Consider the following 12,106-nt stretch of genomic DNA (forward strand, 5'->3'; position numbering starts at 1 on the left):
AATATTCGTGGGTCGGAAGTGAGTGGTAACGCCGCCCATGTCGGAATCAATCATCGCGGACTTCGTCGCCACCTTCAACTCGGAGGCCTCGGCTCGCGCCGAGCCGGTGAAAGGGCGGATCCTCCTCAGCGAGAAGCGGCTCGTCCTCGCCGCCGACGAGGGGAAGGTGACTATCCCGCTGTCGGCCATCTTCGACGTCGCCGTCGGGCAGGTCCCCGACGACCTTGGCGATTTCTTCAACTCCACGGTCACGGTGGCCTTCGAGAAGGGCGGCAACCGCATGGTCGCCGCCGTCGAGGCCGACGACGACAAGATCGAGAAGTTCACCACCGTCCTCTTCAAGGCCGTCCTCAACGGCACCGACGTGACCGTCAAACACCCTGCCCGCGTCGGCGGCCGCGTTACCGGCGAATCGTTCGCGCCCGCGAAACTGTTCCTCAAGCCGGGGACCGTCCGCTTCCGCCGGTCCGACGACGCCGTCGACGTCGACCTCTCGACGGTCAGTAACTTCGAGCGGACCTCCCGCGAGATCAACGGCGCCGACCGGGCCGTGCTGGCGGTCCGGCACCTGAACGAGGGCCAGGCTGCCCTCTCGCTGGCCGCGATGGACTCCCCGCGGAAGATGTCGATCCTCGGTCGCTACCTCCGTCTGGAGTACAGCGACCTGATGGCCGACCTCGAAGACGTGACCCTCTCGGAGGAGCAGGTCGAACTGCTCGTCGCCGTCTACTCGACCGGTCCGGGCGTCTCGCTGGCGAACGTCCTCGACGCGGAGAGCAGCCAGCTGACGATGGTCCTCAACGACCTCCGGAGCGACGAACTCGTCGTCGACGGCGAGGACGGCCCGACACTCACACCGAAGGGCCGCGTCGTCGTCTCGAACCACCTCGAAGACGTCAACGCCTGAACGACCCCGGCAGGGTCCCGGCTACCACTCACGCGTCCCAGGGCTCGCCGCTCGCCAGGTCGACCTCGGAGTCGCCCTTCGCCGACGGGCAGATGTCCGCCAACATGCACTCCCCGCAGTCGGGGTTGCGCGCCGTACACACCGCGCGGCCGTGGCTGATCAGCAGGTGGGTGTACCACTTCCATTCGTCCTCGGGCACGACCGGGAGCAGGTCCTCCTCGATGGCTTCCGGCCGCCGTTCCTCGGTGATCCCCAGCCGCCGGGAGAGCCGCTGGACGTGCGTGTCGACGACGATCCCCTCGACCAGGTCGTAGCCGTGCTGGAGGATGACGTTCGCCGTCTTCCGACCCACGCCCTTCAGCTCCGTCAGTTCCTCCATCGTGTCGGGGACCTCGCCGTCGTGTTCCTCGGCGATGATCCGCCCGGAGGTCTTGAGGTAGTCGGCCTTGCTGTTGTGGTAGGTGATCGACCCGATGTCCTCGGAGAGTTCCTCGACGTCCGCCTCGGCGTAGTCCGCCGCGGACTGGTACTTTTCGAAGAGGGCTTCGGTCTCCTGGTTGACGCGCTCGTCGGTACACTGTGCGGAGAGGACGACGGCGACCAGCAGCTCCAGTCGGTTCGAGAAGTTCAGCGAGATGGTCGCGTCGGGGTACTCCTCCCAGAGCCGGTCGACGACCTCTTCGGCCTGCTCCGCGCGCGAGGGAAGTGGCGTGCCCATCGTTGGCGGATCCTGGGTCGATCCCCGCTTGAGTGGTTCGGTCTCGGTCGGAACGGCGGTCCACGCCGGGTCGTCGCTCCTGGCGCAGCCACCCTCGTCCGGAGCGTCGGCGGGGTGGCTTTATGCCCGTCGCGGCCATCCAAGCGGACATGACAGACTCCCCCGCCGAGGAACTCGACGACATCGAGTCCGACCTGGCCGACGCCAGTGACGAGGGAAGAGAGATCGTCGACCAGATCCGGGAGAGCGACGAGGGTGCGCTCCGCGCGGCCGTCCGATACGGCGGCGACGACCACGAGGTCGTCTATATCCGCGAAGACATCGAAGCGCAGTTCAGCGAGGCCGAACTCGACGAGCGCGTCGAGACGCTCGTCATGAAAGGACTCGGCGACCCCACCGAGGAGGGCGCGCTGTTCGACTTCGGCGGCCTCGACGCCACCGTCCGCTGGTACGACGCCGTCGTCGTCGCCCACTTCCCCGTCCGCGAGTGGTCCGGCCTCGTCTTCACTTTCGACCGCGAGTCCGACTCGCTCGGCGATATCGTCGACGAATATTTCTAGACCATCTTTTTCCCGGCCGGGTTTCCTCGCGCGCCTGCGGCGCGCTGCGGGAACCCGGACGGCAAAAACATGGGTGAAAAAGCGGGACGCTCACTTCGTTCGCGTCCCGTGAACCGCGCGCCTGCGGCGCGCGGATGCTCAGTGCGCAGTTCCGTACACTACTGGCGGAACACACGGGCCACACCCAGTGGATTTTACGTTGAGGGGCCGGACCGACCAGCCATGTCACAGTGCCCTTTCTGTTCGATTGTCGCCGGGGATTCGCCTGCGTATCGGCTGTACGAGGACGAGCGTTCGCTCGCATTCCTCGATATCGAACCCGGTACACGCGGGCATACGCTCGTCATCCCGAAAACACACCACGAGACTGTGACCGACATGCCGGAATCGCTCGCCGGAGCGGTATTCCGAACCGTTCACCGCGTTGCAGGTGCGCTCGAATCGGCCTTCCAGCTTGATGGTTGCAACGTCGTTCAGTCGAACGGCGTCGTCGCAGGACAGGAAGTCCATCACGTCCACGTTCACATCGTTCCTCGATACGGTGACGATACCGTGACGCTTGGGTGGAACGGCGAACCCGCCGACGAAAGGACCCAGCGGGAGGTCGCCGACACTGTTCGGGATCACTTAGCATCGTAGCCGAAACCGATACGCAGGCCCCTCAGAACCCCGTCCACGAGCGCGGGCCGAAGTCGCCCCCTCGAACCCGAAACTCCGACCCCCCCCTCTCCGGGTCGGACTTCGACCATGGCGTCGAACAGCTGTTTGAGTGCGTCGTGTGCCGACCCGCTGGCGCTCACGTCGAGGGTGTAGACCCCGACGCCGTCGACGCTGGCGACGCGGGTCGTGACGACGTGGAGGAACTGGTAGACCCGTTTCAGGTCGGTGTACATCAGCAGCGTCGACAGCGAGTGCAGGCCGACTCGGGGGTCCACCACCTCGTCGTGGTGCCACTCGCGGAGGATGCCCGTCAACTCGATGCCGACGCCGGTCAGGTCGCCAGGACTGGACACCACCCGCAGGTCGTCGATCTCCGGGGTGTGCGACCGGCGCTCGCGACCGGCGCTTCCGGTACAGTCGACGACCGAGAGGTCCCAGGCTTCGTCGTCCGGCCGCGTTGCGGCGAACCAGGCGGCCATCTTCCGCGCGGGCTTTTTCGTCGTCACGAAGGCGCCGGTCCGGGAGTCCGAGCCGCCGACGAGGTCGAACAGCAGCCGCCGCTTGCCGGTCATCGCCGGTCCGGCCACCAGAATGCTCGTCCCCGGGTCGACGGCGTCGGCGCGGAGCGGGTCGACCTCGGCGGCGTCCGGGTCGAGGTCGCCCGCCGTCGGGTCCACCTCCGGGTCCGCGGGATCGACCGCGTCACCCGCCGGGTCCGCCACCTCGTCGCGGTCCGGGAACAGCCAGTTGCTCACGGCTACCCGTTTCGGCCTGAGCACTATCAAACTGCGGGGCCTCGATTCCGGGAGCCACTCCGTCGCTCTCAGTCGATCACTCCACGTAGGTGTACTTGCGCTCGCCCATCCGACCCCAGCCGTCGAAGACGAACTCCGATTCGGGCGCGGTGAACTGGTCCACGTCGGCGGCGCCGGCGTCCTCGTCGTGGTTGTGCACGTCGTGGACGTCCTCGTACTCCTCGAAGCTCAGCTCGTAGCGGGCCGCCAGCTGCTCGTCGACGTCGATGGCTTCGATCTCGTCGGCCCAGCCGGGCTGGACGGTCTCGGCGTGGATCTCCGCCTGGGCGCCCGACCCGTACGACCCGACGAGCAGCGTCTCGCCGGTCATGTCGATGTCGTCCTCGTAGGCGGCTTTCAGCCCGGAGAGACGGGCGACGTGGACCGAGCCGGTGTACCAGTTGCCGACCTCGCGGGAGACGGTGAGGGTGGGCTCGACGGTCTCGGCGTACCACTCGCGATACGTGTCGGTGTCGGTCAGCTCGTCGGTGTAGTCGGCGGCGGCCTCGCGGAACGCCTCCTCGCTGTCGAAGGCCTCGCGGCGGGGCTGGCGGCCGATCTCCGGCGCGAGTTCCTCCTCGATCTCGGTGCCGCGGCTGACGTGGCGGAACGCGAGCGCGGCGGCCTTGCGGACCATCCCCGGGAACGGCGTGTGGAAGGGGATCAGCGCCGCGTCGTCGGGGTGGATCTTCCCCGCGACGGACTCGAAGTCCTTGACGGCCTCGCGCATCCGCGCGAGGTACACCTGCACCGACCGCTTGCCGTCGACGCTCGGGAACTGCTGCTGGGGCTTGAGGAAGTCCGTCTCGTCGGCGCTGCCGTAGCCCTGCTCGGTGGACAGCTCGACCACGTCGGGATCCTCGCTGACGAGCAGGGCGACGGCGCCGGCGCCCTGGGTGGCCTCGCCGGGGTCGTCGCGGGCGTACAGCGCGGTGTCGGTGGCGATCACCAGCGCCGAGCGGCCGCGGTTGCGCCCCGCCCGGATCCAGTTGTACGCGTCGTCGAGACTCTGGGTACCCGAGATGCAGGCGAACTTGCGCTCGCCCTTGTTGGCGTGGTGGAAGTCGCCCTCGTACACCTGTTCGAGACAGCCCGCGATGTACGTCGAGACCGGCTTGGAGTTGTCGAACGCCGACTCCGTCGCCACGTCGATGCGGCCGATGTCCTCCGGCTGGAGCCCCTTGCGCTCCATCAGGTCGTGGGCCGCGTTGGCCCCCATCGTCACGATGTCCTCGTAGACGTCCGGGAACGAACTGGCCGTCAGCCCCAGCCCCTTCGTGTACTTCCCGGGGTCGTCGCCCTGCGCCGGCGCGAACGTCTCCGGCAGGTCCAGCCGTAGCTTCCCCGTCCGGATCTCCACGGCGTCGATACCGACGGATGTCATGACTCGAACTCCGTGAGTCTCCTACAAGTGCCTGTCGACTAGTGTATCGACGCGTGTCGAATGGCGTTGCGTCGGGGCCACCGGCGAGGCGTCGGTCAAGGTATCGGTCGCGTGAACACCAGTTCGTTGCCGTTGGCGTCGCGGGCGATGACCCGGACCTGCGCGGCCGAGCCGCCGACGCCGGTGTGGCGCTGGTCGCCCGTGTTGCTCCCGGTGGGACCGAACGTGGTCGTCTCCGTCGAGAGGTCGGTCCCGCTGGCGTCCTCGATGATGGTCGTCACTTCGGTGAAGTCTCCGTTGGGGTCCGAACCGTCCCAGGAGACGCAGTAGCCGCCACCGTTGCCGTTGTTGCAGTTGCCGGTGGTCACCGACGTGACCGTGGCGGACGGCGGGCCGCCGTCGCGGGCGTTGCCGTCGGTGAGCGCCGTCGCCCGGACGTAGTCGACGGACGTTCGCGCGTAGCCCCCACCGGTCTTCTCGAAGACGAGGAAGACCGAGCCGGTGTCGGCGATGGCCGCCTCCGCCGCGTCGTTGACGGTAAAGGCCAGTTCCTCGGGCTCGCCGGTGTTGCGTAGCGACTCGCGCTGGAGTTCCGTGCCCTGAGCGTCGACGAGGACCACGTCCATCGTCCCTGCGCCGCTGTACCCCTCCTTGGTGTAGCCGATCTCGACCCGGTAGTCGTCGGCCGTCGTCGTGATCCCGTACAGTTCGAGCCCGACGTTGGTCGTCTGTCCACCGTCCTCGATGGTCGCGGTCGAACCGTCTTCGCTCGCGAGGTTGGCGAAGTTCGCCAGGTCTCCGGACTCGTCCGGACCGGGCGGGAGCGCCTCGGACTCACCCGTCTCGGGGTTGTCGTTGTCGCGGTCGTTGAACGCCGTCGGCGTGACCGTGGTCGCGGTGGGCGTCGACGTCGTATCCGAGCGGCTCCGACTCGCCGAGTTTCCGTCCGCGTCGTAGGCGGTCGCGGTGAGCGTGTACGTCTCCCCGCCGACCACCGGGTCGTCCGCGGCGATCGTGACCGCCGGCGTCCCGCTCGGCTGGTACTGGGCCGGCCCGATCCCCGTCACCGTCCGCGTCGCCACCGTGTTCCCGTCACCGTCGGTGACGACGTACTCGATCCGATCCAGGTCGTCGTCGCTATCCGCGTCCTGGACCTGCACCTGGTCGAGCGTGAACTCGTTGGCCGACGGATCGGCCGTGAAGCCCTGGATGTTCGAGAACTGGATAGCCTGCCCAGCGACGTCCTCGACGGTTATCGTCAGCGTGTCCGTGTCGGTCGCACCGTCGTCGTCGGTCACTTCCAGTTCGACGGTCACCGACTGGTCGCCGCTCACGTCCGCCGGAGCGTTGTACGTCGGCGTCTCCGTGTTCGCGTCCGAGAGCGACCCCTGACCGCTCGTGATCGTCCAGGCGTACCCCGTGACCGTCCCGTCGCTGTCGGTGCTACCGGTGCCGTCAAGTCCGACGCTGTTCCCCTCCTCGACGGTCTCGTCGGGGCCGGCGTCGGCAGTCGGCGGCTGGTTACTGGTCCCCACCGAAACCGTCTGCGTCGCGGTGTCGGTCGCTCCGTCGTCGTCGGTGGCAGTCAACGTCACGGTGTAACTCCCGGTGGACCCGTACGCGTGAGTGGGGGTCGACCCGGAGTCGGTCGCTCCGTCACCGAAGTCCCAGTTGTAGCTCACGATCGACCCATCGGGGTCGTTGGACCCACTGGGTCCGCTCGCGTCGAAGGTGACCGTCTGACCGACGTCGGGGTTCGAATCCGACACCGTGAACGACGCCGAAGGCGGCTGGTTGCCGCCGCCGCCCGGCCCTCCGCCACCGACCGCCTCACCGATTACCGAGATCTGCGGGTCGTCGATCACCCACTCGTCGTTGGCGGTGTCGGCGTTGGTCTGCTCGAACCGGATCGCCAGGTCGTCGTGGATCGCCCCACTCCCGAGGCGGACGGTCCGCAGCGCACCGGGTGAGGTCCCAGTCAGAGCCTGGCTGTCGACCGTGACCCAGTCACCACCGCTGTCGCGGTACTCGACGGAGATATCGCCGTTACCGTCGCCGACGTCACCCGTATCGCTCTCTTTGATCCAGTACTGGAAGACGACTAGCTCCGCATCGGTGGTGTCGTAGCCGGTCGTGACGATCCCGCCGTCGTTACCGCCCGGGAGTACGACCGCGTCCCCGCTGTTCGACTCACCACTGGTGCGGGACACCCCGGTGCCCTGGAAAGACCCGAACTCTCCCCACTCGCCGAGATCGCTGTCGAAACTGGAGTACGACGGCGTCGAAACGATCCGCGTGGCGTTGGCACCTGCGCTCTGGGTCCACAGCGTCGCGTTGCCCTCCGCCCGCTCGAACCGGACCGTCGTCCGCGCGGTCCCGTCGGACGTCGTCGCGTTTGCTCGGTCGAGCACTCGGACGAGCGCCGTGTCGTTCGACCCGAACCCGACCGGTGCGCCGATCTGCGCGTCGCTCGTCTCCGACTGCATCACCACGCTACAGGGGTCGACGCCGGATCCGGTCGCACAGACCTCGCTGCTGGTGCCCGTCGTCGGTCCCGGCACCGTCCCGGCGTCGGTCCACTCCAGCGAGTACCCCGCGCCGCCACCGCCGCCAGACCCTTCGGGGACCTGCGTGTTCTGGACCCTGACGACGACCTCGACGTCCTCGGGGTCGTCGGGGTCGAACGGCGTCGGCGACGAATCAGGAAGCGTGAAGTTGAACTCGACGGGTACGTCCGCCGACGTGTTCACCGACTCCGCCTCGAACTGGAACGTCGCCCGCCCGTCGTCGCCGGTCGCCACTTCGGTCTCGTTGAGCGTCCCGTTGGCCACCTCCTGAGACTCACCCGTCACGTTGACTCCCGCGACGGGGTTGTTGTACGCGTCACGTACTTCGAGGGTCAGCCGAACCGACCCGTCCTCGGGCACCGTCGACCCGTCGGCAGCTACGTCGGTCATGTACGCTGCGTCCGTATCGGTCACCCGCGTCCCGACACCGGCCTTCGCCATCCGCAACTCGTAGGTGCCCGGGACCAGCTCGATCTCGACCGTCCGAAAGCCGTCGACGGACAGCGGGCTCGTCTCCCAGCCGGTGACGTTCGCCTCGTCCGCCAGCAGTTCCGTCCACGTCGAGTTCGGGAGTCGCGTCGCCGTCCGGATCGTGATGTTACCTGCGGCACTGTCCCTCACTGCGACCGTCGTGCTCGACGCGCTCTTCGGGCGTACGTCCACCGAGGCCGCACCCGACGACGACTGCTGCAGCGAGCCGTTCAGCGCCACCAGCGAGATCGTCGACCCGTCGATCAGCGTCTGACCGCTGCGCGCGATGGTCGCCCCCTCGAAGGTGAAGTTGTCGTACAACACCGTCGAGTCGTACACCGTCCGCGGCGGCTGGCCGTACTCGTTGTAGCTCGGCCGGTAGACGAGCGAACCGGTCTGGTAGCGGCCTCCGGAGTCCGCCGAGCCGTCCCAGAAGTCGTCCGTCTCGTTGTCCAGCGCCACGGCGTTCGAGAGCGTGAAGTTCACGTCGCCGTCGGCGGTCCCCGCCGTCCGCAGCAACCCCGACACAGGCGGCGGGTTCACCGCCAGCACTCGCGAGGGATAGGTCGTCCCCAACTGGATCGACACGGACCGACTCGCCGACTCGCCGACCGTCGACGTGACGGCGTTGCGAAGATCGAGCAGGTCGCCCCGGACCTGCTGGCTGTGGTCGAACTCGACCTGTTCGTTCTGCTGTGGGACGATCGTCGCCTGGTACAGCGACAACAGGAGGATCAGCGCCGCGAAGATCAGGACGGCCCCGATCTGGATGGACTGGCCCCTGTCGTCCCACGGCTCCATGTCGCCGGACTACCCCCTCACCGTGCAAAAACCTGTGTCCCCGATTTTCCACCGTGATAACGGCCGCTCACCCATCGAGCCGGGGTCGGCCGACGGCGGCCGCGCGGGCCGCGACGGCGAGGACGACACTGTCGGGGGAACGGCTACTCGTCGTCTTCTTCGACGACTTCGGGGTCTTTCATCGCCGTCTGGAGGCTGTCGAGCCCGTTGACCCACTGGACGACGAGCCCGGGTTCGACCTCTTCGGCCATCGACGGGTCGAACTCGGCGCCGTCGACGACGAGCGTCCCCGCCTGGACGCAGTAGGACAGCGCGGTATCTAGATCCTCTTCGGCCTCGGCGTCGGCCGCGGCGCCGACGTACTCGCCGATAGGTGCGTCTTCGGCGGTGCCGCCGACGACGAACTCCTCGGCGGCGTAGAAGACACAGACCAGGGAAGTCTGGACGCTGTCGACGAGCATCAGCGCCTGTTCGTCCTCGAACTCCGGTTCGGCGAGGACGACCTCGCGCATGTCTTCGATCTCCGAGAGGGCCTCCTCTTCGTCGAGGACGCCCTCCTCGAAGTCGGAGACGACCTTGACGACGGCGATCGCCGTGTCGTCCTGCATGTTCCAGAGCAGCTGCGCGGTGTCGTCGTCCTCGGGTTCGAGGTCCTCCTCGTCGATCCTGTCCAGCCAGTTCTGCCAGCGTTCGGGCGTGTAGTACTCCCCCGGCTGATTGCTCATACAACGTCGTTCGTCGCTCCGGTCATATGGCTTTCGACCCACCTTTTTTCGCCGGGGGTGTCCTCGCGCGCCGGGGGCGCGCTGCGGGCACCCCCGGTCAAAAAACGTGGGCGAAAAAAGCCGGACGACTCGCTCACTCCGTTCGCTCGCGTCCGGAGAACCGGCGCCGAGGGCGCCGGATGCTCGGGGACCGCCGCTTCAGCGAGCCTGCCCTTCCCCGAGTCGCGCGACCCGCGCAAGAGCGCGGGCACGCGCTCCCGGCCACCAGACCGTACTGCGCCGCTACCGCGCCGCTACCGCGCCGCCACCGCGCCGCTACCGCGCCGCCACCGCGCCGCCACCGCACCGCCACCGCGCCGCCACCGCACCGCCACCGCGCCGCCACCGCGCCGCCACCGCGCCGCCACCGCGCCGCTACCGCGCCGCCACCGCGCCGCCACCGTACCGCGACCGACCTCAGTAACTCTCCGCGTCGTCTTCGATGTCGGCGTAGAACCGCAACAGCCCGCACTCGGGGCACATCAGCGTGGTCACGTCCGCCGTTTCGCTCATCCCGAGCTTGCCGAGCAGGCCCTCGCGCTTGTCACCGGTCCTGACGTGGGGGTTCCAGGCGTCGCTCATGCCGAACTCGACTTCCTCCATCGAGACGCCGCAGTCGGGACAGCGGTGGTCCTGCATGCGTCGACGTTCGACTCAGCGGATGGAAAAGCTACTGACTCAGCCCAGCGTCGCCTGAGTATCGATACCGTACACCGCCGCGGGCGTGTCGACGTGCGCGCGCTCGATGGCCTCGTCGTAGCCCTGTTCGCGGAGCCAGCGCACCCGCGAGGGGACCGTGCCGACGCCAAGCACCGCGCCCGGACGGTCTGGGTCGTCGACGAAGTCCGTCTCCATCATGAACGGCTCGCCCTCGTCGATAGCGAGTTCTAGTTCGTCCTTGTGGGAGATGACGCTCTTGGTGATCCCCGCCAGGCGGCCGCCAGAGTAGTGTTTGACGACGCGCTCGGGGTCGAGTCCTCGGTCTCGGGCCCATTCGGCGACGTCGGTGAAGTCCTCGCTGCTCTCTGCGTGCAACTGGATCGCACACTCGGACTCGGCGGCCAGTTCGAACCCGTGTTTCATCACGTCGTTGGAGGCGTCCCACACCGCGTCGCTCACCTCGTAGTGGGGGCGCCCGGACTTCAGCGCCAGCGCCGGCCCGTCGGCGACGTACTCCGCGGCGGTGTCGAGCCCGACCTGCATCAGGTCGCGGGCCGCCTCGGGGTCCGTCCCGTCGTCGACGAGCTGGGACACCAGGCCGGGGTGGACGCCCAGCACGGGCCAGGCCCGTCCCGGCAGTTCTTCGCTCGCCCGTTCGACGACGTCGACGGTCAGATCGAACACCTCGCGGAAGTCCGCGGCGTTCTCGGGCAGCGAGTCGAGCAGGTGCCAGGAGGGTTTGTTGACGACGAGCAGGTGCGTGCCGCCGCCGTCGGCGAACTCGCGGGCGGCGTCGACGCCGCGGCCGTGGACGGGGTCTAGGTGCATGTGGTCGTCGAGGACCGGACCGTCGATCTCGGCGTTCATGTCCGTGGCTCCGGTGTGCGCTCGCAAAAACCGATCGCTGTCGTCGCGTCGGCGATCCGCGGTCGTCGCGCCGTCGGTCAGTAGCCGCCTCGTAGTCAGTCCGACCCGTAGACGCCACAGAGGTTACCGGTCACGTACACCTCGTTCTTGTCGGTGGTCTCGATACCGATGCCGATCCGGGTGGCGTTGGCGTAGGCGAGGCGTTCGCGGAACACCGAGGTCGTCCGCCAGTTCTCGAAGATTGACTGGGCGACCATCGACTCGTTCTCGTTGTACCGGGGGCCGTTCGGTCCGCGGTAGGTCGTCCCGGCGTAGGTCTTGCCCAGGAGTTCCAGGCGGTTGCGAGTCGGCGTCACGATGTACTCGTCGCCGCGCTTCTTGAACTGGCAGGTCTCGAAGAGGTCGGCGGCGCGATAGCGACCGGCGCTGGAGCGGTTGTCGATCCGATGGATCGTCTCGCCGACGTCGGCCATGTCGACGCTGTGGGCCGCGGCCATCCGGTCGAGTTTCCGCACGACCGTCCCGCGGCGATTGGTGAACGGGTCGAGCCCTCGGCGCTCGCGCCAGTCGTTTATGAGCTGTCGGAGGTGCCCTTCGATCCGCTCGGTGTCGACCCGCCGGATCAGTATCGGTGTCCGCGTCGCGGTGGGCGTCGGCTCGGTCGTTACCGTCGGTCTCGGTACCGCCGTCGTCGCAGCCGTCCGCGTCGGCGTCAGCGTCGGGACGTCGGTCCCCGTGGTCGTCGCCGTACCGGTCGCGGTGAGCGTCGCCGTCGGAACCGGCGCCGGCGCAGGAGTCGGTGCGGCCTCGTCGCTCGGGGCGGCGTCGGTGGGCGCCGCCGGGCCACCGGGCTGGCCGCTCCCGCCGCCGACCGCGAACCCGAGGACGGCGCCGACGATGAAGACGCCGAGCACGGACGCAGCGAGCACGCGCCCGTCTATCCGGAGCATGTC

At 68.1% G+C, this 12,106-nt stretch carries 11 protein-coding genes; 3 read left to right on the forward strand and 8 right to left on the reverse strand.

The features are described from left to right. Positions 1-37: 37 nt before the first annotated feature. Positions 38-907, forward strand: coding sequence for a CheF family chemotaxis protein (locus I7X12_RS14570; RefSeq protein WP_198060786.1), 870 nt, complete (start codon positions 38-40; stop codon positions 905-907). Positions 908-935: 28 nt separating this feature from the next. Here I7X12_RS14570 and nth read toward each other — a convergent pair whose 3' ends face one another. Beyond that, positions 936-1,625 (reverse strand): endonuclease III, encoded by a 690-nt coding sequence (nth, locus tag I7X12_RS14575; RefSeq protein ID WP_198060787.1) that lies wholly within the window; start codon positions 1,623-1,625, stop codon positions 936-938. Positions 1,626-1,774: 149 nt separating this feature from the next. Between nth and I7X12_RS14580 the strand changes: the two genes are divergently transcribed. Both I7X12_RS14580 and I7X12_RS14585 read left to right on the forward strand, forming a co-directional pair. Beyond that, positions 1,775-2,185 (forward strand): hypothetical protein, encoded by a 411-nt coding sequence (locus tag I7X12_RS14580; protein WP_198060788.1) that lies wholly within the window; start codon positions 1,775-1,777, stop codon positions 2,183-2,185. 222 nt (positions 2,186-2,407) lie between these two features. Beyond that, positions 2,408-2,824 carry an HIT domain-containing protein gene (locus I7X12_RS14585; RefSeq protein WP_198060789.1) on the forward strand — a complete coding sequence of 139 codons (417 nt, stop codon included), beginning with the start codon at positions 2,408-2,410 and terminating at the stop codon, positions 2,822-2,824. Here the strand turns inward: I7X12_RS14585 and I7X12_RS14590 are convergent. The 7 genes from I7X12_RS14590 to I7X12_RS14620 form a co-directional block, all read right to left on the reverse strand. Then, positions 2,809-3,600, reverse strand: coding sequence for a DUF7504 family protein (locus I7X12_RS14590; protein WP_198060790.1), 792 nt, complete (start codon positions 3,598-3,600; stop codon positions 2,809-2,811). The two genes, I7X12_RS14585 and I7X12_RS14590, sit on opposite strands and share 16 nt — an antisense overlap. A gap of 76 nt (positions 3,601-3,676) precedes the next feature. Then, the gene (gene hmgB, locus I7X12_RS14595) at positions 3,677-5,023 is read right to left on the reverse strand and encodes a hydroxymethylglutaryl-CoA synthase (RefSeq protein ID WP_198060791.1); all 1,347 of its coding nucleotides are present in this window, start codon (positions 5,021-5,023) and stop codon (positions 3,677-3,679) included. A gap of 95 nt (positions 5,024-5,118) precedes the next feature. Further along, positions 5,119-8,862, reverse strand: a complete 3,744-nt coding sequence (locus I7X12_RS14600; RefSeq protein WP_198060792.1) for a PKD domain-containing protein — start codon at positions 8,860-8,862, stop codon at positions 5,119-5,121. 143 nt (positions 8,863-9,005) lie between these two features. Next, positions 9,006-9,587, reverse strand: a complete 582-nt coding sequence (locus I7X12_RS14605; protein ID WP_198060793.1) for a DUF2150 family protein — start codon at positions 9,585-9,587, stop codon at positions 9,006-9,008. A gap of 456 nt (positions 9,588-10,043) precedes the next feature. Then, on the reverse strand, positions 10,044-10,265 hold the full coding sequence (locus I7X12_RS14610; RefSeq protein WP_198060794.1) for a hypothetical protein: 222 nt from the start codon (positions 10,263-10,265) through the stop codon (positions 10,044-10,046). Between the two features lie 39 nt (positions 10,266-10,304). Then, positions 10,305-11,153: a TatD family hydrolase gene (locus I7X12_RS14615; RefSeq protein WP_198060795.1), complete on the reverse strand. Its 849-nt coding sequence runs from the start codon at positions 11,151-11,153 to the stop codon at positions 10,305-10,307. Positions 11,154-11,248: 95 nt separating this feature from the next. After that, positions 11,249-12,103, reverse strand: coding sequence for a CAP domain-containing protein (locus I7X12_RS14620; RefSeq protein ID WP_198060796.1), 855 nt, complete (start codon positions 12,101-12,103; stop codon positions 11,249-11,251). Between the last annotated feature and the right edge of the window lie 3 nt (positions 12,104-12,106).

Source organism: Halosimplex litoreum (assembly GCF_016065055.1).
Lineage (GTDB): Archaea > Halobacteriota > Halobacteria > Halobacteriales > Haloarculaceae > Halosimplex > Halosimplex litoreum.

Bases quoted from the DNA above. Each gene is read 5' to 3' on its own strand.
- I7X12_RS14570 (WP_198060786.1), top strand. From the start codon at position 38: ATGTCGGAATCAATCATCGCGGACTTCGTCGCCACCTTCAACTCGGAG.
- nth (WP_198060787.1), bottom strand. From the start codon at position 1,625: ATGGGCACGCCACTTCCCTCGCGCGCGGAGCAGGCCGAAGAGGTCGTC.
- I7X12_RS14580 (WP_198060788.1), top strand. From the start codon at position 1,775: ATGACAGACTCCCCCGCCGAGGAACTCGACGACATCGAGTCCGACCTG.
- I7X12_RS14585 (WP_198060789.1), top strand. From the start codon at position 2,408: ATGTCACAGTGCCCTTTCTGTTCGATTGTCGCCGGGGATTCGCCTGCG.
- hmgB (WP_198060791.1), bottom strand. From the start codon at position 5,023: ATGACATCCGTCGGTATCGACGCCGTGGAGATCCGGACGGGGAAGCTA.
- I7X12_RS14600 (WP_198060792.1), bottom strand. From the start codon at position 8,862: ATGGAGCCGTGGGACGACAGGGGCCAGTCCATCCAGATCGGGGCCGTC.
- I7X12_RS14605 (WP_198060793.1), bottom strand. From the start codon at position 9,587: ATGAGCAATCAGCCGGGGGAGTACTACACGCCCGAACGCTGGCAGAAC.
- I7X12_RS14610 (WP_198060794.1), bottom strand. From the start codon at position 10,265: ATGCAGGACCACCGCTGTCCCGACTGCGGCGTCTCGATGGAGGAAGTC.
- I7X12_RS14615 (WP_198060795.1), bottom strand. From the start codon at position 11,153: ATGAACGCCGAGATCGACGGTCCGGTCCTCGACGACCACATGCACCTA.
- I7X12_RS14620 (WP_198060796.1), bottom strand. From the start codon at position 12,103: ATGCTCCGGATAGACGGGCGCGTGCTCGCTGCGTCCGTGCTCGGCGTC.